Genomic DNA, 22,252 nt, shown 5'->3' with positions numbered 1-22,252 from the left:
CGCTAGGGTGATCGTATGATCGGTATGATTATCGAGCACGAAATAACCGCCCGCCGGTAGTTCGGCCGGCAGCAGCCGGATCCAGGCCTGATCGATGCTTACGCCTTCGTCGGCGAAGACAAGCCCCGACAGGGCGAGCAATGCACTCGCCAGCAGTTTCTTAGCCATCCTATCTCCTGGTTGCGCAGGGCGCCGTATGAACGCTGCCGGCTACGCCGATTCATTCCAATTTCACCAGCGGCTGTTAGTGGATTCAACCGCTATGAATCGGGTTGGTCGTGCGTTTGCCAAGTGTCTCTTTAGCGGTTTTCGAATTCGGCGGCCAGTGCTCATGGCGTGCGCCGTTCGACATTGCGGGATTCTATTACAAGATGGCTTGCTATGGGGCATGAGTAAATGCGACAAATTGTCGCACCCCGCTTGGCGGCATTCCACCGTATGCTTGTAAAGCCTAATTCTTAGGCAAGTACTATCTGCTCGATGCACTGGTGCAGCCGGCCTCGGACCCCGACTCGAGCTAAGCGCTTGGATTGGGGATTTGTTGAGCTTCGATTTTCGGCAGGCCCTCGATTATCCAGAACCCAACCGCTGACATCTGACAGCCGGGTAAAATTCATTCGAGTTGCCGCTGCATGGCGCTCAACCCGTACGTGGCTCAGAATGAGTGAATTCTACCAGCGAACGGCAAACAGGCTTTTCGAGGTGCCCCATGGGCAATACCGATTTCCCGACCAAGGGCTTTCGGTTACGGCCGGGATCAATTATCTTCTCGATAAGAGCTAAATCAATCCCTTGGGAGCGTTTAACCGGGTGCTGAACAGCGATGCTGTGCAAGGCCGGCGCCCTGCTCCGTGCGCAACTTTTTTGCGTCCCTACACTATAAATTTTAGCCTCGTCGCGGTGGGATAAAGCGTGTTGCGTACCCTTTATACAGGTGGACGCATGCAAGACGCGCCGCCGGCACGGACCGCCGTGGCGGCGCGTGGATTCAGCGCTGGGGAGATCTTTGCCCGCGCTGATAAATGGGCCCCATCGGCATGCTGTCGCCGGCAGCAGATGGGGCCGTGGTCGTTGTTACCAACGCTTGTAAGGGAGAAACTTGCCGTTCCAGGTCAATACCACCCGGTCGCCTTTGGGATCCTTTTCCACGTCGACGTCGAGGGTGAAGTCGATGGCGCTCATGATGCCATCGCCGAATTTTTCATGGATGACCTGCTTGATGCTCTCGCCATAGACCGTCATGACTTCGTAGAGGCGATAGATGAGCGGATCGCGTGGCACGGTCTCTTCGCTGTTGCTGCCTTTGAGAGGGCATTCTTGCAGCGCGGTAGCCACTTCGCTGGAAAGCTCCAAAGTATGGCAGATCTCGCGCGCCAGTTCCGCCGGCATGCTGTTCTCGCCCAGACAGGCCGAAGCCGTCCATACCGGTGACATGTCGATGGTTTGCCCCAGCTGTTCCCAGGTGATGCCTTTTTGGGCCTTGGCCTCGAGGATGGCTGCGCGCATAGCTTGTTTGTCCATGGTGCGACTCCTGTTGTTTGAGAGATTCTCGATGGGCCGACTCGCCACGGATTGCGGTGCCCGGGTCGACTGGTTGCGGGCGAATCATAATTCGCCGTGGCTGAGTTAAGTACTAACAAATGCCGTGCCAATGAGGCGCGCATGGCCTTGCATGGCCCTGAGCGGCGTCCGTGACCGAACTATTGCTTGGGCAGGGTTTCTGGGTGGGTTGTTTTGCACTCAAATTGTGCAGTTATGCCCCAAAATGATTCGGGGTTACACGGCCATGCCTGAAGTGGCCAGTGTCATCTGTTTTTACCGTTAACCTTGACCAGCCACTTGGTAATGATCGGGATGTCCTGCGTGGAGATCGGGCAGCCGTAACGGTTGACCATTGTGGTCGCCACACTCTTCCACTGCTGCTGTGTAAGCGGCGGTTGCGTGGTGATGTAATCCCCAGAATGGCAGATCCCGCAGGCCTGAGCCACGCTGGGCGGTTGGCCGGGGAGCTCGGCCGCCGGCGGCAGTTTCACCGTAACGGCGCCGAACGCCAGAGCGAATGCGGGAATCGGCAGGGCTAGGAAGACGCAACCGATACTCGATGCCAAGCGATATCCAAGACGATTGCCAATGTGCTGCATGGCGCGATTCTCCTCAGACGGCGCTGACCTTGACGGTTTCGACCACGTTGCGCAGGTAGCCGGTCGGGTTCCACCGTGGCGTGAAGCGCTGGCTTTCGCCGATCGTGTTGATTGCCAGGGCAAGGAGTGAGTAGGACTGCCCCTTGTGCGGCCGGAAGCTGGCTTGCCACTCGCGGAAACTGTATTTGCCGTGATCCTTACCGAGGCGGGCCTCCAACCAGTGGCGACCGCCGTCGCTGGAGAAGAGTACACGCTTGATCCCGAATCCGCCGTCGAAGGCGATGCCACGCACTTCGAGCTTCCGCCCTGCGGGGATCTGCGCGCCGTCGGCCACACTGGTGATGAAGGAGCGTACGTTCATGCGGCTGATCGGAACCAGCGGGACGTTTTTCTCGCCGGGCTTCAAGCAGCCGCAGGCATTGGCCGGAACGCGGTAGGCCTTGGCGGTCCAAAAGCTCTGATCCGCATGATTGAGTACTTCGATCTCATCGAGCATCTTCACCCAATAGGTCGCGTACCAACCCGGTACCACCAGGCGCAGGGGGTAGCCGTTGAGCAAGGGCAGCGGTGCGCCGTTCATCGCATAGGCGATCAGCACGTCCTCACTGCGCGCCATATCTAGGTCCAAGGATTTCATGAAGTCGGGAATTTGAGGTAACGTTGGCCCCTCAGCGCCGTTGAAGCGGACCTGTACCGCATCAGCTCTGAGGCCGGCCTTATCGAGAACCTCACGCAGGCGCACGCCTTTCCAATGAGCATTGCCCATGGCGCCGTTGGCCCATTGACCGCCCGCTACCCGTGGCTCGAACAGGCCGCGGCTGTTGCCGGAGCACTGGCAGACGGCCGTGAGCTCGACCGGCTCGAAATCGCTTGCGAGCTGCGCCGGGGTGAGCTCCAGCGGCTGTTTAACTCGCCCGTGAATACGGATCGTAAAGCGGCGCCCGTCGATGCGAGTCGGCACGTTGGCGAGATGCCAGCGCACGAAGAACGCATCGTTGGGGGTGATCACCCCTTGGTTGAAGACCGCCATCGGGGTCTCGAGCTGTACAGGACGCGAGGTCAGCACGAGCAGTGCGCGTTTCTGCGGATAGCGTGCCAGCGGGCGTTCTCCATTGGCCATAGGTAGACGCACCGTCGTGGCCAATGCATTGCCCGCGCCGCCGCCCAGAAGCATTAGGCCTCCGAATAGGGCGCCGGTGCGCAGCAAAGCGCGTCGGCTCTGGTCCACCGCTTCTTTGTCCTTATCCCGCTTCATGCCCAAATCCTCCTCATAATCAGGCCCGTTTCGCTCTTTTTCTGCTGGGATGCATTTCGAGTGCGGCTTCTTGCAGCATAGACTGAATGTACTGCGGGGATAATCGAGGTGAGCTCCGATGGGCAGCGGCCGCAAGGGAGATGAGCGTGACGCCATGAGCAAGGCCGGTCAGAGTTCCGGCCCGCCTACGCGGGTCGTCGATCTCGGTGATGAGGCAATTCACTGGGATTTCAGTGCCGAGATGTCCTACGGGCAGTATCTTTGCTTGGATCGCTTGCTAGGCTGCCAAAAGCCGCTATCGCGCCAGCACGACGAGATGCTGTTCATTACCATTCACCAGACGAGCGAGCTCTGGATGAAGCTCATTGTCTTCGAACTGTCCGCCGCCTTGGGTTGCGTGCGTACGGAGCGGCTCGGACCAGCGTTCAAGATGCTCGCCCGGGTCGCGGCCATCCAGCGCCAGCTCATTCAGTCCTGGAGCGTGTTGGCCACATTGACCCCTACCGACTACTCGAGCTTCCGCGACACGCTCGGCCACAGCTCGGGCTTTCAGTCCTACCAGTACCGGCTGATCGAATTTCTCCTCGGCAACAAAAACCGGCGCCTGATCGAAGTCCACCACAATGACCCCGCCGTATACGCGCGTCTGCAACAGGCGCTGGAGCGCCCAAGTCTATACGATGAAACCCTCCGGCTGCTGCATCGCCGCGGCCTGCCAGTACCATCGGCAAAGCTCGAGCGGGACTGGAGCGAGCCCTATGAACCCGATGAACGGGTCGAAGCCGCCTGGCAAAGCGTCTATCACAATGTGGAGGACCATTGGGATCTCTACGAACTCGCCGAGAAACTCGTCGACCTCGAGCACGCTTTTCAGCGCTGGCGCTTCGAGCACATGAAGACGGTGGAGCGCATCATCGGCTTCAAGCGCGGCACCGGCGGTTCCTCGGGCGTGGGTTATTTGAAAAAAGTGCTCGACCTGCGTTTCTTCCCCGAGCTGTGGACGGTACGTACCCTTTTGTAGGGCTTGTTGAAGCGCCGGCGGTCAACCTTCTGCGCGGGCGATCTGGATGGGTGATCGCAAAGCGGTCGTTGGCTTGCCGCCGTGTTCGATCCAGCCACAGTGCAAATACGTGCTTGACTGGGCAGTGGCGATCGCGCCGGTTCGATCGACCAGAATGAAACCGCCGTTGCCGTTGACCTTTGCGACCAGATATTCGATGGCGATCCGGGCGGCCGTATGAGCCTCGAGGCCTTCACGGACGATCAGAAAATCAAGGTAAGCGGCCAACGCCGTGCGGATGAAATCTTCGCCCCATCCTGTACAGGAGACAGCGCAGCCCTCATTGTCGGCATAAGTGCCGGCGCCAACGAGTGGGCTGTCACCCACCCGGCCCGGCCGCTTGCCCTTTTGCCCCCCGGTCGACGTGGCGGCGGCCAGATTGCCAGCGCAGTCCCGAGCCACCGCCCCGACCGTGCCGTAGCCATGCTCGTCGGCCCGGCCGTATTTGTGCCAACCCTCTTGGAAGTAGGCTTGGCTGACGGTTGCGATGCCGTTGGTTGCGGCAAAGTCGCCGGCTCCACGTCCAGCGAGCATGACATGCGGTGTCTGCTCCATGATTCGGCGAGCGAGCTCGACCGGGTTGCGGATGCGCTCGACATAAGTGACTGCACCTGCCTCTAGGGTCCGCCCCTCCATCACGCACGCCTCCAGCTCGAAGCGGCCGGCCGAGTTGGGAACACTACCGTAGCCGGCGTTATAGAGGGGATCATCTTCGAGCAGGCGGGTGCAATGCACGACGGTGTCAAGCGCCGTCGCGCCGGCAGCGAGTCGGGCGCTGCCTTGCTCCAGGATCGTTCTCAGGCTTTCCCTGATGAGCCCTATGTTGGCCGCCGGCGCGGGACGGTTACCCGCGCCGCCGTGAATGCCGATGCTGTAGCGGTGCCGAGTTGCCATGTTCGCTCTTTACACGGTTACGCCGTTCGGCTCCAATTTCCTAGAGCGTATCGAAGATAGACCGTTCGAGGCGAATCGAGCGGTGGTGCGGGAGACCAGTTGATGTACGGCCTGTCCCGAGATGATTGCGAACGGCTCGATCGCGAAGATCCGCTCGGCACGTTGCGCGGACGCTTCGAGCTGCCAAGCGGCCTCATCTATCTCGATGGCAATTCGCTCGGGGCGTTGCCGGTTGGTGCTCGACAGCGGCTTGATGAGCTCGTGCGGGTGCAATGGGGTGAGGACCTAATCCGCTCGTGGAACAGGCACGACTGGATCGGTATGCCGCGGCGCATCGGTGCCAAGATCGCCCGGCTGATCGGTGCGCGCGATGACGAGGTCATCGCCGCGGATTCGACCTCGATCAATCTTTTCAAGCTGCTCGCCGCGGCGCTGCGCCTGCGCCCGAGGCGCAGGATCATCGTCTCCGAGCGTACCAACTTTCCCACGGATCTCTACATCATCGAGGGACTCATCGAGTTGCTGGGCCAAGGCCATGAGCTGCGCTTGGTGCATGCCGACGAGCTCTCCGACGCCCTGGACGAGAAAGTCGCGGTGCTGGTGATGACCCAAGTCGATTACCGCAGCGGACGCCTCCACGACTTGGCTGCGTTGACCCGTCAGGCACAAGCAAAAGGCGTCCTCACGCTCTGGGATCTAAGCCATAGCGCCGGTGCGATGCCCATCGAACTCAATGCGGCCGGGGTCGATATGGCGGTGGGTTGTGGCTATAAGTATCTTAACGGCGGCCCCGGTGCGCCCGCCTATCTCTTTATCGCCCGGCGCCATCTACGGGACGCGCAGCCGACCATCGCCGGCTGGATGGGGCATGCGGCACCGTTCACGTTCGCACCGGATTATCGTCCGGCCGCCGGGATCGAGCGTCATCTCGTCGGGACGCCGCCGGTGTTGGGGCTCGCCGCGCTGGAGGTCGGCGTCGATTTGTTGCTGGAGGCGGACCTGCAGCTGGTGCGCGAGAAGTCCCGGCGCCTGGGTGATTTGTACTTGCGCTTACTCGACCAGGAGTGCGCGGCTTTCGGCTTCGAGCATGCCTGTCCGCATGACTCGACACGACGTGGCAGCCAGGTTGCTGTTCGGCATCCGCAGGGTTATGCCATCATCCAGGCGCTGATCGTCGAGGGCGTGATCGGCGATTTCCGTGCCCCCGACATTCTGCGCTTCGGCCTCGCGCCGCTTTATCTGCGCTATGTCGATATCTGGGACGCGGTGGCCGCTCTGCACCGGGTCATGGCGAGTCAGGCCTGGAACAAGCCTGAGTTCAAACGCAAGGCCACCGTGACTTGAAGCGGGGCTCCAGCGGTGGTCCGTGTGCCTTAATCACGCGGCCGCACATGTATTGGGCGGCGGCTGACGGCGCCGAGTAGCAAGTCCTGCGCCTAAGAGCCCCAGGCTGAAGAGCCAGCTCGATTCGGGCAGCGAAAGTGAGTAGGTCAGGCCCTCGGCGAAGATCAGATCTCGCGCCACAAAATCACTCGACGCGAGCCCCTCCTGCAGGAATTGACCGCCGCCATAGGCATCACCGGTAGTCCAACTAACGCCCTCGATCCCGCCCGGAGTGAACAGCTGCGCGACGTAGAGCTGCCCCGGTGTCAGGGCGACTCGGGCGGGGAAATCGAAGTGGATGTTCTGCGGGCCGCTCAGGGTGAACACCGTAACGGGATCCGAGGTGGCGATGACGGGGCCGCCTAGGCCGTCGGCGCCGGCCAAGCCGTCGAGGATGTTCACCATGACGGTTTGGCCCAGACCGGCCATAAAGAATTCAATCGCATCGATGGCCGGCAAGGTGGGGGTGAACGACTGCCCGAAACTCGCGCCGCCGTTCGTCCCGTCAACGGTTCCTTGGTTTTGCCGGTCGACTAGGGTAATGGGCGCTGCGTGTGCTGCTGCCGCTATTCCGAGCAATAGCATTAACCCGACTGCGTAGCTCATAACCGCGCGGTGGGTATGCTTCATTATTCGACACTCCTCTGGGCGCGAGTTCGGCATTGCGGATATTCCGTTTGTATTTCTTTGGCTAATCAATCTGACTGCAGGGTTTCCTTAAAATAACCTCGGTCCGCGCCGTCACTCATCGACGTCGTCGACATCCACCTGCCCGCTCATGCGCCGACGAATGTGCGACCAAGACATTCCGGTAGACAGCACCGCCGTCAGTGTAAGCAGCAACAGGTAGCTCATCAGCCGCCTGTTGTTCGCTGCCACCCAGCCGAAATCGATCACCACCCACAGCAAAGTGCCGAAAAAAGCAACCGCGAGCGCAGTGCCGATCAGGCCGAGTGAGCGCAGGGTCGCTCGTAGGAATACCGTCCAGCCGATCAGCAGCACCACGCCGGTGAACACTTTCAGCGCCAACTGCTGTGTATCGCGATTCGTGACCACCCAGTGGAAATAGGATAGGTGTTCCGGATTGTAGGTCGCGAAGACCAGGATCAGTGCCGCTACGAAGCGGATCAAGAATCCGTTCCAGCTGAAATTCGAAGCCATGCGAAACCTTCCGGGAGTATGGGACATGGGCCGACTCGGTCGGCCCGAGGGTATGCGGACGAATTGTACGTGAGGAATTACGCCATCGCACTGACGTGTCTTCGCGGTATAGGAGGGGCGGTTGACACGATAACAAAAATCATTATCATTCAAGTCAACAGGAGGAGATAGCATGGCCACCAGGAAAATGGAAACCCTGTGCCGATCCCGCAATCAGGCAAGCACTGAACCGCCGATTTTACCGCCAGGCCTCGATACACGGGATCTCTTTCACGGCAACCGTACCGTGGCCATCAATCACCACGGCGAGCGCTATATTCTGCGACTTACCCGCAACGAACGGCTGATTCTTACCAAGGAGGTGTAAACCAGGTAACCGCACATCGCTTATTCAGCAAGCAAGAAAAACGGCAACAACCCCGCTTTATCCACATCCGTGACTATTGGTGGTCGCCAGCCAGCCGAGGGCAGGGACGCTCGGCCAGCCAGCAATTTTTCTCTTTGCGCCTTGCACCGCTGCGGCACCCCTTTCGCACACCTGCTGCATGTGCCCCTGCGCACTGCCACGATGAAAAGAGGTTATGCCCGCGCTTATCCAGTCGCCTCAGTGGGCCACGGTAGCCGCCGCGTGCTATGGGCTTGGGTAAGAGAGCAACAGCGCAAGTCCGCCTAGCAATGCCGCCACGAAGGCTCCGGCGAAGAGGTGTTGATGTGGTTTCATGCATGCTATCGACTGGATGGATATACTTTCGCCGGCGGCCCGCCGGCGAGCGAACAGCGCCCGTGCGTGCAAGGCGCACGTAGCACTGACGACCCCTGCTCAACGTCGAGCCACTTACGCTGTTCCCAAGCCACTGAATGCGCCAAGGGAAGATACGAACTCGTTCCCGGTTTGCCGTGGTGCGAGTGCCTTAGTGGTCTGACTGGGGCGCGCGCTTTGCCATCTTCTGGCCGACGATATCCCAGATAAAGCCCACCAGCTCCCGAGCGACGGCGCCACCACCACGGTGGCAGGTTGTCGTGCCCACAGAAAAAGCGGACCCTACCGGGCAGCGCGAAACCTAGCAAAGACTCGATCACCGGGAATTGCTACCGCCCATGCCAACCGATATTTGAGCCAGTTATCATGCTATTACGTCACACCGTGACGAAGTCACCAGAATTTCGACGCTAGACGTGCTTTGGTGGGTGAGTCAACAATTCGGCAGGCTTAGTAAAGGCAAAATTAAAACTCAGAATGGCCCAACGGGGCTTGGCAGCAGGGACTCGCCGCCCCTAAAAAAATAGCGGCCAAATAATTGGAGCTCTAGCCAGATAGTGAAGCACTTGCTCAGCTCAGCATGACTGCGAAACCGACCACAGGTCGGCTTTTTTGTTGCTTGCTTGGTTACGAATAACGAGAAGCACCGACATCCTCGTCGGATTTGCCCGTGGCCACCAGGTGAACATCAGAACGCAGACCGCGAGGTGCACACTATATGCATAACCTCGATCACCACACAGTCCATGATTTGCTGAAGAAATTAATAGAATACTCAGATGAGCAGCAGCTTAACTAAAATGGCTGCATTGAGCGCGACCAATACACCCATCATCCAGCGCAGTTGCCTGATCTCAGCGCTTAGCTTGAGATCGACACCTGCGATCTTGGCGTTCAAGCATTGCCCTCCACTATTGATCTTGGTGTCCAGGCGTTGCTCTACACCATCGATCTTGGCGTCCAGGTGCTGCTCTGCGCTCATGCGCTCGGAGCGCAGCGCGTCCATCTTCGCATCAAGGCGCTGCACCGCATGGTCGATACGACCGACTAGCTCCAGCCCCACGCTTTCGAGCTGTGCGCGTGCCGCCACCGATTCGCTGGCCGCTTCATGCAGCGCTTCGGCTTGCTCCCGGCTAACATCCGCCTGCTGTAATTGCTTGCTGTACTTGAGCGTGTCGAGCACTACTCGATTCCCTCGAGGGCGTCAAATGCCCGCCTCAACCTCACTACTCCAGCACGAGCCGCCTCCCGCACAGCCACAAGCATGATGTGGGCGGCCGAGATACTGAACCGAGGTGACAGATTTCAAACGCGACTTCAATACGCTACGACGGCACCCATTACCGGACGCCGCCATGAGTGCGGCGGGGCATCGGCGGAGCTCACCAGCGCGGAGTTCGACGTATTGGCGGTACTGCTGCGGGCGGTCGGATACCCGGTGTCGCGCGACGATATCTCTCGTAAAGCCGTAGGACACCCCTGCAACCCTTTGACCGCAACATAGACGTAGCACGTGAGCAATCTGCGCCGCAAGCTCGGCGAGCGGCCGGATGGCTGGGCACGGATCGAGACCATTGACAGCGGTGGTTACGACCTCGGGCTCGCCATTGCCCACCGTGCAGTAACGTCGCATGACGGGCGGATCGGCGCCGCCAATCTCCACGGTGGTCTCGCGATCACCATCGTGCTGCCCGCGCGGCGGGCCGAGCGACAGATCGACGCGGGTTAGTACTGCCAATGGAAAGCACTCATCGCTTGGCGAAAAGCTCAATCACCCTTAACCTGGCTGTTGAGATACTGAGTGGTAGTCAACAGAAACAGACCTCGAAACAGCTTATGGAGCGCTTCTTCTGTAGCAAGCGACTGGGCAAGTGCTTGCTCGGAGTCCGGCTTGGTCTCTGGCCGCTTCGGATAGTCCCACACCAAACGAACGGTGCCGGACTCGGCCTCCTTGATCTGTAGCCGTGGATTACCATGCACCAAATACGCATCGATCCGGTAGTGCATCGCTTATCTCCGGTAGCTTATCGAATCACCTGCTTATGTAATGATAACTATTCGCATCAGTCAAGAGATTATTCAAACTTCTTTCCCCTCCAGGTGTGGCCGCCGCGCAAACTGCTTCTCGCTCGAGAACAGAATTAGGGGTACTCAATGGACAAGCTCGAACAGGTGTTCACCCACGCCGAGCGCTTGCTGGAACGACTTGAGGCCCTCGTGCCGCCGACCCGAAGAGCACTGTGCTGGGATGATGCGATTGCCTTTCGCTGGCGCCGTGACACCGGAGAGGGTTACCTGGAGCCGGTGCGACATCCACACCGTATCCGGCTTCAGAGCTTGCGCAATATCGAGCAGCAAGTAGCTGAAATCGACCGCAATACCCGACAGTTTCTCGCCGGGTTGCCCGCCAACAACGTCCTGCTCTGGGGCTCGCGCGGTACCGGCAAATCCTCACTGATCAAAGCACTGCTCAACGAATATGCCGAACAAGGGTTGCGGGAGATTCAGGTGGAAGGTCACGACTTAGTGGATCTCCCACAGATCATGGAACCGATCCATGACCGGACCGAGCGGTTCATCCTTTTCTGCGACGATCTTTCCTTCGAGGCCGGTGACCCCAGCTATAAGGCGCTCAAGGCGGCCTTAGACGGGTCGCTGACGGCAACGCCGGATAACCTGCTGATCTACGCGACCTCCAACCGGCGGCATCTGCTGCCCGAATACCTGAGCGAGAATGAGGCGGCACGTAATATCGATGGTGAGATTCATCATGGGGAAGCAGTAGAAGAGAAGATCTCGCTGTCCGAGCGGTTCGGCTTATGGCTCTCTTTCTACCCATTCAATCAAGAGAATTATTTGGATATCTGTTTCAGTTGGCTGGCGGAGCTCGGTGTAACCATAAATAAACCGGAGGCAGTCCGCCAGGCCGCACTGTGCTTTGCCCTCGCTCGTGGCTCACGCAGCGGCCGCGTCGCCTGGCAATTCGCGCGGGACTGGGCAGGCCGGCAGTATTTACGCGAGAAGGAAAAAATATAGTTGTCAGGTCCCCGGCCCATAAAACAACGCCCCGACCGAAGGTCGGGGCGAGGTAGAAGAGAGAATCATCGACCTAGTTCAGATCAATACCCGTCTTGTTCTCCACCATGTACTCGATGGCAGCGCGCACCTCCGCTTCGCTGACAGAGCCGCTCTGCGGAGGCATATTACCGAACCCTTGCAAGACATGCGTTGTCAGCGTATCCAAGCCTTCTTTAGCACGGGGCGCCCACTCAGCCTTGTTACCGATCTGCGGTGCGTTCATGAACTGGGCTGTATGACAGGCCGAGCACACCTGCTTGACTACCTGCTCACCGCTACGTGCATCGCTCTCACCGGCGGCCGTCGCGGACTCGTCGGTCGTATTGACTTGGCCGACCGGTTGCATGCGCTCGGCTTGCAATTCGGCTTGCAATCGGGCAATTTGCTGAGCTCGCTGCCCGGGCTGTTCAAAATCGTCTACCACAATGTTGGCGAGGATGGCAAACAATACTCCGGCCAGAGCCAGCGCCGCGAGCACGACTATAAAATTACGAATAAATCGCCGATCTTGTTCCTGACTCATCGCGTCCTCCTAAAAAGCCAGGCAGCCGCCAATACATATTAGCAGGGACGCGGCAATACTTTTGCCACTAGAGTCAAGGCAACAATCAACGCTTATGCAATCACAAATAAACCGCCTGTCGTGGTCCTGACTTCTTGCGCCCTCTGAAGCACCAAGTAGGCGCCTGCCACGACGTTAGCTTAGGACACCGCAGGCGATTCCCACTACCGCCCGGGCAACGAGGACCGTCATAAGGTTGCGAGTAAACGGCCGGTCTTGCTCTTGGCTCATCCGATCCTCCTAAGAGCCTCTTCATAATCTCTCTTCTCCCTGATAATGAGGGGGTGAGGAAGCAATATTCAAGCGATATCACACGCGAGCAGTTTGAACAGATCAGGCCCTTACTGGAGAGTGCGCGCAAGCGCACCAAACCGAGGACGGTGGATCTCTACGAGGTGTTCTGCGCGATCCTGTATTTACTCAAAAGCGGTTGTCAGTGGCGGATGTTGCCGAGCGAGTTTCCGAAGTGGCGCACGGTTCATTCCTACTTTGCCAAGTGGAGCGAACCGCGAGGAGAGGGTGGCAGCCTGCTGGAGCAGGCGTTAAAAAAATCAGGTTGGCGCGGCCCGTACCAAACAGGGGCGCAGCGCCACAACGAGCTTCTTGATCGTTGATGCACAGAGTGTGAAGAACACGGACAGTGCTGAACACAAGGGATATGACGCGGGCAAGAAGGTCTCGAGAATCAAGCGCCCTATTGCGGTGGATACCCAAGGGTTGCCGCATGCCATTGCGATCACCACGGCCGATGTGACCGACCGCAAAGGGGCCTTGGCGGCCATGGATCGCTGCGCATCCAATCTGCAGTCGATTCAGAGCGTATTGGTGGATGGGGCTACACGGGGCGCCCTTTTGCGCAAGCCGTACAAAAGAAGCTTCAGGCGACGGTACAGGTGGTCAAACGCAACGAAGCGCACACCTTTGTCGTGCTGCCCCAGCGTTGGGTTGTGGAACGCTCCTTCGGCTGGCTGGAAAAATGCCGCCGCTTATGGAAGAACTGCGCGCGTACGCTTAATACCAGTCTGCAGTTCGTCCATCTGGCGTTCCTTGTTCTGCTCATTAGAAGATTGCGAACAGGCTCTAAGGAAGCCCTGAAATTTTCCATTCATGCCCTGCCCTTCGACAAACTACTCCTGAGCTTGCCGAAGGGCGTTGGGCGAACGGGTCAATTAATCAAAATGATCCTTAAGCACCGGCCACAGCATTACCCTGCCACGATATTGGCTAGGACACCGCAACCGATTCCCATCACCGTCAGGGCAACGAGGACCGCCATAAAGTTGCGAATAAACTGCCGGTCTTGCTCTTGCTCTTGACTCATCAGATTCCTCCTACTTCGACGCCGATACGGCAACAAGAAAAATATACATTCGGTTTACTATAATAAAATGAGCTGTAGTTGCCAACTCGCCAGCCGCAGGGCGCATTATTTCCACTTGGACACAGCCGCTCTTCAGCGGTATCGTAATGTGGCGCGGCGCCCGTAGCTCAGCTGGATAGAGCGTCGGCCTCCGGAGCCGAAGGTCGCAGGTTCGAATCCTGCCGGGCGCGCCATACTGATTACTTAACGAGTGTATTGTCTCTCAACCCAGGCGCTGGTCCTTACTTCAGCAGCCTAGATGTCAGGTTCCTTGACACCTAGCCCGGAAATTTCATAAATCGCACACGCCCTCGCTTGCCCCTTGAATTCACAGAAGATTTTGCTCAGTCGGGCGTAGTCACCGATACGCCGCTTCTTCACAAAACTCCTGTTAATTCAATTTGTTGCGCGATCATCGCGCGGATTTATGAAACTCCCGGGCTAGAGATCCTTTTCGCTCCGACGCCCGAAAAACAGGAAGATTGCCGCGCGAAAGCAATAGAATCCCTGATAAAGGAAATGGAGCCACCCTGTCCATTCTGTAGCCTGGCGCCGAGTCGGATAGTCGGCGAAACGGCGCGCATGCTCGTCATTCGTGATGGCTATCCGGTTTCGCCAGGCCATATCTTGCTCATCTCATCGCGTCTCATTTCCACAGACCCATCATTCAACTTGATGCCGCGGCAGTGGAGTTGCCTCAGTAACACATCCGGTCGCAACGGCGCCCCCTGAAGACTATATTCTTTGGACAGGCAGCCTTGAGCGGTGCCAGGGAGACGCCGCATGGAAACACCGGAGCGACCGGGTCCGGCCTTACCACTTTCTGGAGTGGTTGTTTTGTTGGCGCTGCTCAGCGCCGCGCTCTATCAGCATGCTCCACTGAAGGGCTCTCGACCCGCCGCCCCGCGGGAGAAAACGGAGCTGGTTGTCCACAGCGCCGAGGACGTGCCGGCCCGCCTGTGGCAGGACCCGTTCGCGGCAGTAGCCTTGTACAAAGGCCGCGATGCCGAGCAGGCAACGGATCAATACCTAGAGTCCTTTGCGCAGGCACAGCGGGGCCCGCGGCATACCTTCGAGGCGCTGCGATCTCAAATCAACACCTATTTGGACCAAGCGGGCAGCGGCGGCAAGGAAAAAAAGCTTATCGTCATGGGCGTCATGGTATTTGGTGGACCCTATGCCGAGTATCGCGAATGGCGGTTGCGCAGCCGCTACGCCGTCATATCCGCTTTGGGCCGGGCCGGGTATGGCCCCGACGATTCCGAGCACATCGGCTATTTCGAGCCAGACGAGGCAATCAATAACGCTAAAGAAAATGCCAAGCAACCGCTGCCACGCCGCATCCCTTATGAATGGTTCAGCCCTATCCAGTCGCAGAACACCGAGTCCCAACCGCCTTTGCTGCTCTTGTGGCTAGACGACGATGCCTTTCACGACGAACCCCTTACTAAGCTCAGTGAGCTGCTCGAACTCGTGCGGGAAGGGCGAACCAATCTGCAATTCAAAATCCTGGGACCGGCCGGATCGACCACCCTCCAGGCGATGGCACAGGAACTCAATCAAAGCAAAGGATCGGCGCTTTCGAATGAAGTGGAAATCTATTCGCCTTCCGCAACGGTCGCGGATGAATTCCTGCCGAAGCCTCGAAATGAAGTGACAGGAACGCATTTGCTGCGGACCATCGCGACCGACAAGGATCTGGCTGAAGCGCTGATATGTGAACTAAGGCGCCGCGGAGTCAATGCCGTTTGCAACTCCGGGGAGAATCGCTGCCGAAATCAGCTGGCGAGAATCTGCGAACAAAATAAGAAGGGCTTGCAGTTTTCGCCGCATAAGGGAATTCACACGGATCATATTGCACTCATTGCGGAATGGGATAGCTTCTATGGCCGCTCCTTGCCGGAAGCGTTCACCGGCGTCGTGCGAGACTGGCACTGTGGCTTAAGCAAGGGGAATGCCGACAACGAAGAGGCTTGCCGCCTTGCCGAGCCACCTAACTGGATCCACCGCTTCAGCTATCTCCGCGGTATAGACGGTCAGCTCCCGGGCATGCCGGAAAAAGCGGGCCAAAATGCCAGACGCGTTACGGAGAAAACCGAGAACGCCGAACGAATCGAACGCCCGGAGGGCCGTGGCCAGTTCGACTACCTGCACCGGCTCTCCCAAAGCCTCTACGCGCTGCAGGCGGAATTGGCGGCAAAGGAACAAACGCTCCAAGCGATCGGCGTACTCGGCAGCGACGTCTATGACAAGCTATTGCTCTTGCAGGCCCTAAAAAAACGCTTCCCCAGAGCCATTTTTTTCACTACGGATTTGGACGCGCGCTTGGCCCATCCGGCCGAGTACGAATGGACGAGAAACCTCATCGTAGCGTCCGGTTTTGGATTGAAGCTAAGCCCAGCGCTCCAGGGCGATATCCCCCCTTTCCGGGACGGCTACCAAACCTCGCTGTTTTATGCCGCTTCCCAGCTGGCTTTGGATCCCCCCACGTCCATTCAAACACGAAATATCACGCAGCGACCGGAGGAGCGCCTGCAGCAGCATCCGCAACCGACTGATCGCCCGCCAGACCCAAAGACCATTGTCGAATTGATCGCTCACTCGCCGCGAATCTTTGAAATCGGGCGCAGCGGCCCAATCGACTTGACCGTCCCGAATGACAATAATTTCAGCATCCATCCGTCACGCCGCCGACCGTTCCCGGCCGTGGGTTGGTACTTAGCGGTGCCGGTGTTGCTGTTGGGATTGCTGTACCTTGCGAGCGAATCCGTGGCGCAGGCCATGCACGCGTTGGTCCGCGAGATTCGCTCCCATCCCGTCTTGGTGCTAACGCCTGTGCTTCTGGTCGTCCTGTTCGCCCTAGCGGTCGGCTACCCCCTTTACTCGAATCGATATGCAGAAGAGCCGCTGCTCTGGCTCGAGGGCGTCAGCATCTGGCCCACTGAGTTACTCAGGGGCTTGGCTAGCGTGCTCTCATTAGTGTTCTTCTGGAAGGCGAAGCACGACATCGACATCGACAACGATCGCGTAGCTCGGCAATTTTCTTTGTCTCGCCGCCCAGCCAAAAACCTCGTCAGGGAGCTGGGGATGGTGTCGACGCTGGCATTGCACCGGTGGGGGCGCAATAGTGGTGCCCAACGCAGCGTCGATCTCCTGTGGCAAGAATACTTGGCGCTGGGCTCGTGCCGGAACCGTATCAAAAGGACGCTTCTCTACGGGGTTTTGTTTATGCTTCTTGGGAGTTTGTTAATCCGCACCTTCGGGCCGCCGGGCCGACCTTATCGCGGTGAGATCAGCGACCTGGTCGATCAAGGGATGCTTATTATCAGCGTGGGCATGATGGTCGCGCTGGTGTTCTTTGTAGTGGATGCCACCCGCCTCGCGGTGCGCTTCATAAGACAACTCGCCGATGAGAATCAGCCGTGGCAACGGGAAATCATAGAGCGCCCCTCGCAACCGCATCGAGTGGAGGAAACGTATTTGGGGCCCTCGCTCAAGATCAAATTGATAGCGGAGCGAACCGGAGTGATTGGTCAATTGATCGTCTTTCCGTTCATCGTCTTGTCGATCATGATCCTCTCGCGGCTTCCCTATTTCGATAACTGGAACATGCCGATCGGCCTTGTCCTGGTGCTCACGCTTTTGTTCGTCTTCGCCGCCACCTGCGGCATTGCTCTGGAGCGAGCGGCCGAGAAAGCCCGCTCATGGGCCATAGAGCGGCTAACGGATGAGTGTGTTCGGGTCAAAGGAGATCCATCTGTGCCGGGGCAGCACGCCGAGCAACTTCATCTGCTCGTTGAGGAAATCCGCCATCTCCGCAAAGGCGCGTTCGTCCCGTTCATCCAGCAGCCGGTCGTCAAGGCGGTCTTGCTGCCTTTCGGAGGGGTCGGCGGCGTCGTATTGATCCAGTACCTGGTGGCGGTGCTTGGGTAGCTCTGTTATGTTCCGGCGGACTGCTCTCGCGGGCGGGCGTTTTTTGTTTGCGAACGAAGAACAACCCAAGGAGAGGAGGCCTCGCCGCTGCGGCGGCCTCTTGGAGAGGAGATCACCATGACATTCAAGGCACCTGGCCGCGAGGTCGATCGCATCTTCATCCATTGCAGCGCCAGCGACCGGCCGGAGCACGACGATATCAGCGTCATGCGCGATTGGCACGTCAACAGCCGCAACTGGTCGGATGTCGGGTATCACTTTTTCATCAAGAAGGACGGCACGGTGCAAGAAGGTCGGCCGCTCGAGCGCATCCCCGCCGCGCAGGCCGGCAACAACGCTGGAACCATCGCCATTTGCCTACACGGACTGACCGCCGAACGCTTCACAAAGGCGCAATATGAGAGCCTGATCAGGCTCTGCGGCGAGATCGACACGGCCTACGGTGGCATGGTCACGTTCCACGGGCATCGCGAAGTCTCGACGAAGGATTGCCCGGTCTTTCCGTATCGTGAAGTGCTGGGGCTTGATGCGCATGGCAGCTCCAGCCTCGCCCCGACTGTGAGCCCATTAACCTCGGACACGGCGGATGCAATACCTACTGTCCCCCGTCCGACCGAGCCCCTGCTGAGGCTGATGGCGCGCGGCCAACCTGTTCTGCATCTCCAGGCCATGCTGAGCCGGGCCGGCCATATCTTGGAGGAGGACGGCATCTTCGGCCAGAACACCCTGGCGGCGGTCCAAGCTTTTCAGCGCTCGCAAGATCTCAAAGCAGACGGCATCGTCGGGCCTCGGACATGGACCGCCCTGCGCGCGGTGAGTGCAGCGTAGTTGTAAGATTTGAATAATCCCAGAAGGCAATGGCAGCCATGGAACCCAAGACCGATCTAGAGCTGCTTGGACGCATCCAAAAATACGCCCCACACGGGGATTATCTAACTTAACCCGGAAATTTCATGAATCCGCGCGATGCTGGCGCAGCAAATTAGATTCACAGGAGTTTTTGTGAAGGAGTGGCGTATCGGTGATTACGGCCGACTGAGCAAAAGCTCTTGTGGATTCAAGGGGCAAGCGAGGGCGTGTGTGATTCATGAATTTTCCGGGTTAAACGAGCCTGACCGATGAACGGTAGTGAAAAAGAAAAATTATTTGCTACCTTCTCTACTATACAAGTAACACAAGAGGGAATTTGTCAGCATAAGCTGGATAAGTTCGTCGTGAGTGTTGTCACGCCCACAAGATGTTGCCATGGGCGAGAGGCAAAGCTGCAACCGTGCTGAGCGTGCAAGGGGGGTAATACGTAGTCAGAAGAATAGAAGCTGTAAGCCGATCCCAGATGACGAAGGATTTTAAGCGACGGTAATTTTGAGTTTCCGCAAGCGTATTCGAGGAGGGTGGCAAGCCTTGCTTCAGTGGGGAATGTATGGCATTTCTAAAAAACTGTAAAATATACCCTAATAAGGAGATAAATAATGAGTAATGTCATTATCGGTGTACATGGTTTATCGAATAAACCACCGGCTGAAGTGTTGGCTGAAGGTTGGAATAATGCCATCCTCGAAGGACTGGCTAAGAATCAAAAAATTACTCGGAAAGAGATTAACTTCCAGTCTGTATATTGGGCCGATGTGATGTACGATAATCCGGACCCGAACCCAGACCTCTATAAAGCAGCAAAGCCCGGTGCGCTAAAGCGCTACAAGGACAGCTGGCAGGATTATCTATGGGCGCAGGCGTTGGATTTTGGGGGAGACATTCTCGATGCGGCGAAGAAGTTAGTCGGGCTGGACGCTGCTGCAGACCACGTTTTAGAAAAAAAGCTCCAAGACCTGCACAAGTATTACACTGACAAAGCAAAACGAACGGAGCTGCGAGATCGCCTAAAAAAGGCAATACGCAAAAACAGCGACAAGCGAATCATGCTGGTTAGCCATTCGATGGGATCCATAATAGCTTACGACACACTACGGGAACTCGGGCGCGAGGAACCGAAGCTCGCGATTACGCACTTCGTAACTATAGGCTCACCACTGGGGCTTCCGCACGTTAAATATCAGATCATAAAAGAAAGCTCGCTGGTGAGAGCCCCGAGCATCGTGCAGAGTTGGACCAACCTAGCTGACCGCAGAGATCCTGTTGCCTTTGACGTCTACCTCCGCGACGACTATGAACCCAACGCGGCGGACGTCCGCGTTAAAGACGATTTGGTTATGAACGACTGGGGTGGTATTCACCACAAATCATATGGCTATTTGCGTACTCCAGAGTTCACCGATATCGTGAGAACCTTCATTTAGCCCAGTGCCGTTACCGCGTAGAGTGCGATGGCTCGTCTCGCGAAACCGGGCAAGGTGCGTGCAGCAAATCGCGCCGTGGACAAGTGTCGAGTGACTGAGTGCCAAACTGCGCTGGTTTTGTGCACGGGCAATCTTCCTGATGCGTCACCATCGCATGCAGTCCGTCGGATTACCCCCAGTCGGCAACCGCTAAAATCCGAAGGTAGTCCCCAGCTTCTCGGGTCCTCTTTTTCCTCAAAGGCGCCACTCGATGCCTGCGTAGGCCGACACACCGTCGCCCGGCAGGAAGGCGGCAGCGTCCATTCCGTTGGCGTTGGCAAGCACGCCAGTATCGGCCGCATATTTCTTATTGAGGATGTTTCGAATATCGATAAAGCCGCTGAACCCCTGGAGTGTGCTGGGCTTGTAACCCAACTTGAAGCCCAGCACGGCGTAGTTGTCGTTGAACAAGGTGTTGGCGTGGTCCACAGCGAAGTCGGAGGGCGACCAGGTAAAGTTCGGGCCGGCATAGAATCCGCTAGCGTGCTGATAGAGAAACTCGGTGTTCAAAAGATGCTCGGGAATACCGGCGAGTTTGTTGTCGCCGAAGACCGGGTCGTCATCGAAGCGGAAGTCGTTCCAAAGATAAGCGCTGCGCAAAGCCAGATGGTTCAGGAACTCCAGGGATAAACCCACCTCCACACCTTGGTGGATGGTGTCGTTCGCGTTGACGGTGCCCAGCGGAAGGCCGGTCGCGGGATCGACCAGGCTGAGTAATTCATCTTTTACGTCAGCGTAATAGTAGGTCAAATCCCAACCAAGGTGCGTCATACCCGGCAGACAGGAACGGCATTCTGTGTCGCCGCGCGTGCCGATCTCGAAGGTCCAGGCTTTCTGCGCGCTGTTCTGTGTGACGTTGGGGCCGCCCGCCAGCTCGGCAAAACTCGGTGGCTCGAAGCTCTTGCTGATGTTGCCGTAGATCTGATTGTGCGGGGTGAACTCATAGCGCGCGCCCAGTTTGGGGCTGAAGTTCCAATAATTACGATCAAAGCTGTTATCCACGCCATCGTCGAAGAAGCGGTCGTCGAGCTTACGCCGGGCAAGCGTGTATTGTGCGCCGACGACGATGGCAAGCTTGGGGATCACGTAATGCTGGTTTTCGGCGAACAGTGTGTAATTCTCGGCGACCTGGAAGAGCTTGTTGGTGCGCACACCCTCCTGACCGCCAACATTGACGAAGCGGTCGTCGCGCGCGGTTCCGCGCTGGGGTGAGAATCCCAGCGTGAAAATATTCTGGCGGCCGAACAGCTCAGCCTCCGAGATATAGCGCAGATAGGCGCCGTAATCGTTGTACTCGATGTCCAGCACCTGGAAAATTGGGTGGTTAAGATGCTCGTAGGTGTAGAACAGGCTGCCTTCGATGCGCGAGTCGCCGAAACGGTAAGTAGTCTTGGTGGCGACACGCGCACGGTTGAAGTCGCGCTTCTGATCGCCCATCACGCTGAATGCGTTCGCCTGTCGGGGATCGTCCTTGAGTTGCGCCTTGGTCAAAGTGCCCGGCAGTTCCGAGTCGGTGATTATGCCGGAGAAATACAGGCGCGATTCGAGATTATCGCTGAAGCGATAACCCACATCGCTGAACAAACGCTGGGTGTTCTGATCGGCGTGGTCGCGAAAGCCCTCCTGCGAGAAATGGCTGAGCGATAGATAATAATCGGCATCGCCCTTGACGCCTGCGACGCTGGCCTGCCCGCGCAAGTAATTGAAGCTGCCGCCTTCGACGCGCAACTGAAAGGGCGCGGCATCGTAGCCTGTAGGCGTGACGAAATTGATCGCACCGCCCAGCGTGGTCGAGCCGTATTGCAGTGCGTTCGCGCCGCGTTGAACCTCGATGTAACGCGTGGCCAGTGGTTCCAGCCCCTGGAAATCGCCGCCACCGTCAGCCTTATTGATGGGCACGCCATCCTGCAACAGCATAATGCCACGCAGATGGAATGTGCGCTGTAGGCCGGAGCCGCGAATCGAAAGCCTGGACTCCTCGGAGCCAAATCGCGGCTGCACATAAACGCCGGGCGAAAACTTGAGCGCATCCTGAAGAGTGGACACACGACCTGCCTTGTATTCCTCCGCATCAATCACATCCACGCCGCCCGGCGTGCGCTCGATACGCTCCCGTGCGACTTCGATGTCCGGCGATGTCAGCGACGGGCTGAAATTCCGATCGGTCTCGGCGGAGCCTTTAACGACGACGGCGGGAAGCTTTACCGGTTGAGCGGCTGCTGCCGGAAGCGCTAGGAGCAGGAAGATAGCGGAAAGGATGGATTTTCGGTGTGTCATCTCATCTATGGCCTCTGATTTCCGCTGTCTCTCTCTTCTCGAGACAAAATCACGG

18 protein-coding genes, 1 tRNA gene and 1 pseudogene are annotated in these 22,252 nt (G+C 57.9%); 10 read left to right on the top strand and 10 right to left on the bottom strand.

The features are described 5' to 3' along the window. Positions 1-1,074 precede the first annotated feature (1,074 nt). The 3 genes from cynS to NB231_RS13225 form a co-directional block, all read right to left on the bottom strand. On the bottom strand, positions 1,075-1,521 hold the full coding sequence (gene cynS / locus NB231_RS13235; RefSeq protein WP_005003722.1) for a cyanase: 447 nt from the start codon (positions 1,519-1,521) through the stop codon (positions 1,075-1,077). 284 nt (positions 1,522-1,805) lie between these two features. Continuing rightward, positions 1,806-2,141 carry a hypothetical protein gene (locus NB231_RS13230; protein ID WP_005003719.1) on the bottom strand — a complete coding sequence of 112 codons (336 nt, stop codon included), beginning with the start codon at positions 2,139-2,141 and terminating at the stop codon, positions 1,806-1,808. A gap of 13 nt (positions 2,142-2,154) precedes the next feature. Next, positions 2,155-3,396: a molybdopterin-dependent oxidoreductase gene (locus tag NB231_RS13225; protein WP_005003718.1), complete on the bottom strand. Its 1,242-nt coding sequence runs from the start codon at positions 3,394-3,396 to the stop codon at positions 2,155-2,157. 118 nt (positions 3,397-3,514) lie between these two features. On the opposite strand from NB231_RS13225, the gene kynA reads away from it, so the two are divergent. After that, complete coding sequence (gene kynA / locus NB231_RS13220; RefSeq protein WP_005003715.1) at positions 3,515-4,417, top strand: tryptophan 2,3-dioxygenase; 903 nt, start codon at positions 3,515-3,517, stop codon at positions 4,415-4,417. 21 nt (positions 4,418-4,438) lie between these two features. Here kynA and NB231_RS13215 read toward each other — a convergent pair whose 3' ends face one another. Next, a complete protein-coding gene (locus tag NB231_RS13215; RefSeq protein ID WP_005003713.1) occupies positions 4,439-5,350 on the bottom strand; it encodes an isoaspartyl peptidase/L-asparaginase family protein in 912 nt (303 codons plus the stop codon). Between the two features lie 102 nt (positions 5,351-5,452). Between NB231_RS13215 and kynU the strand changes: the two genes are divergently transcribed. Continuing rightward, positions 5,453-6,694: a kynureninase gene (gene kynU / locus NB231_RS13210; RefSeq protein WP_005003709.1), complete on the top strand. Its 1,242-nt coding sequence runs from the start codon at positions 5,453-5,455 to the stop codon at positions 6,692-6,694. A gap of 33 nt (positions 6,695-6,727) precedes the next feature. On the opposite strand, the gene NB231_RS13205 is transcribed toward kynU, so the two are convergent. Together NB231_RS13205 and NB231_RS13200 are read right to left on the bottom strand one after the other, a co-directional pair. Next, a complete protein-coding gene (locus NB231_RS13205) occupies positions 6,728-7,363 on the bottom strand; it encodes a hypothetical protein (RefSeq protein WP_005003707.1) in 636 nt (211 codons plus the stop codon). Between the two features lie 111 nt (positions 7,364-7,474). Continuing rightward, positions 7,475-7,894, bottom strand: coding sequence for a DUF6524 family protein (locus tag NB231_RS13200; protein WP_005003705.1), 420 nt, complete (start codon positions 7,892-7,894; stop codon positions 7,475-7,477). 172 nt (positions 7,895-8,066) lie between these two features. Between NB231_RS13200 and NB231_RS13195 the strand changes: the two genes are divergently transcribed. Continuing rightward, positions 8,067-8,261 carry a hemin uptake protein HemP gene (locus NB231_RS13195; RefSeq protein WP_040662410.1) on the top strand — a complete coding sequence of 65 codons (195 nt, stop codon included), beginning with the start codon at positions 8,067-8,069 and terminating at the stop codon, positions 8,259-8,261. 1,168 nt (positions 8,262-9,429) lie between these two features. Here NB231_RS13195 and NB231_RS13190 read toward each other — a convergent pair. Continuing rightward, positions 9,430-9,837 (bottom strand): hypothetical protein, encoded by a 408-nt coding sequence (locus tag NB231_RS13190; protein ID WP_005003701.1) that lies wholly within the window; start codon positions 9,835-9,837, stop codon positions 9,430-9,432. Positions 9,838-10,167: 330 nt separating this feature from the next. Between NB231_RS13190 and NB231_RS13185 the strand changes: the two genes are divergently transcribed. Then, positions 10,168-10,383, top strand: coding sequence for a hypothetical protein (locus NB231_RS13185; protein ID WP_005003700.1), 216 nt, complete (start codon positions 10,168-10,170; stop codon positions 10,381-10,383). A 38-nt stretch (positions 10,384-10,421) separates the two neighbouring features. On the opposite strand, the gene NB231_RS13180 is transcribed toward NB231_RS13185, so the two are convergent. Further along, positions 10,422-10,661, bottom strand: coding sequence for a hypothetical protein (locus NB231_RS13180; protein ID WP_005003698.1), 240 nt, complete (start codon positions 10,659-10,661; stop codon positions 10,422-10,424). A gap of 147 nt (positions 10,662-10,808) precedes the next feature. Here NB231_RS13180 and NB231_RS13175 point away from each other — a divergent pair, with 147 nt between their 5' ends. Further along, positions 10,809-11,690: an ATP-binding protein gene (locus tag NB231_RS13175; RefSeq protein ID WP_005003696.1), complete on the top strand. Its 882-nt coding sequence runs from the start codon at positions 10,809-10,811 to the stop codon at positions 11,688-11,690. Between the two features lie 73 nt (positions 11,691-11,763). Here the strand turns inward: NB231_RS13175 and NB231_RS13170 are convergent, their stop codons facing one another. Further along, positions 11,764-12,255 carry a c-type cytochrome gene (locus NB231_RS13170; protein ID WP_005003693.1) on the bottom strand — a complete coding sequence of 164 codons (492 nt, stop codon included), beginning with the start codon at positions 12,253-12,255 and terminating at the stop codon, positions 11,764-11,766. A gap of 323 nt (positions 12,256-12,578) precedes the next feature. Between NB231_RS13170 and NB231_RS17930 the strand changes: the two are divergent. The 5 genes and pseudogenes from NB231_RS17930 to NB231_RS13140 all read left to right on the top strand — a co-directional run. Next, positions 12,579-13,364 (top strand): annotated as a pseudogene (locus tag NB231_RS17930) (IS5 family transposase); the annotation flags it as partial. Between the two features lie 407 nt (positions 13,365-13,771). Then, positions 13,772-13,848, top strand: a tRNA-Arg gene (locus NB231_RS13160). A 589-nt stretch (positions 13,849-14,437) separates the two neighbouring features. Beyond that, positions 14,438-17,587, top strand: a complete 3,150-nt coding sequence (locus NB231_RS13150; protein WP_005003684.1) for a hypothetical protein — start codon at positions 14,438-14,440, stop codon at positions 17,585-17,587. 117 nt (positions 17,588-17,704) lie between these two features. After that, entirely contained in the window at positions 17,705-18,415 is a 711-nt protein-coding gene (locus tag NB231_RS13145) for a peptidoglycan recognition protein family protein (protein ID WP_005003682.1), read from the top strand. Positions 18,416-19,056: 641 nt separating this feature from the next. Then, positions 19,057-19,881 carry an alpha/beta hydrolase gene (locus NB231_RS13140; protein WP_040662406.1) on the top strand — a complete coding sequence of 275 codons (825 nt, stop codon included), beginning with the start codon at positions 19,057-19,059 and terminating at the stop codon, positions 19,879-19,881. A 234-nt stretch (positions 19,882-20,115) separates the two neighbouring features. Here the strand turns inward: NB231_RS13140 and NB231_RS13135 are convergent, their stop codons facing one another. Further along, positions 20,116-22,197 carry a TonB-dependent receptor family protein gene (locus NB231_RS13135; protein WP_005003678.1) on the bottom strand — a complete coding sequence of 694 codons (2,082 nt, stop codon included), beginning with the start codon at positions 22,195-22,197 and terminating at the stop codon, positions 20,116-20,118. Positions 22,198-22,252: the final 55 nt, after the last annotated feature.

Origin of the sequence: Nitrococcus mobilis Nb-231 (assembly GCF_000153205.1) — a bacterium.
GTDB lineage: Bacteria > Pseudomonadota > Gammaproteobacteria > Nitrococcales > Nitrococcaceae > Nitrococcus > Nitrococcus mobilis.
Note: the sequence above shows the minus strand (reverse complement) of the source record. Positions and strands in the feature narration are given on the sequence as shown.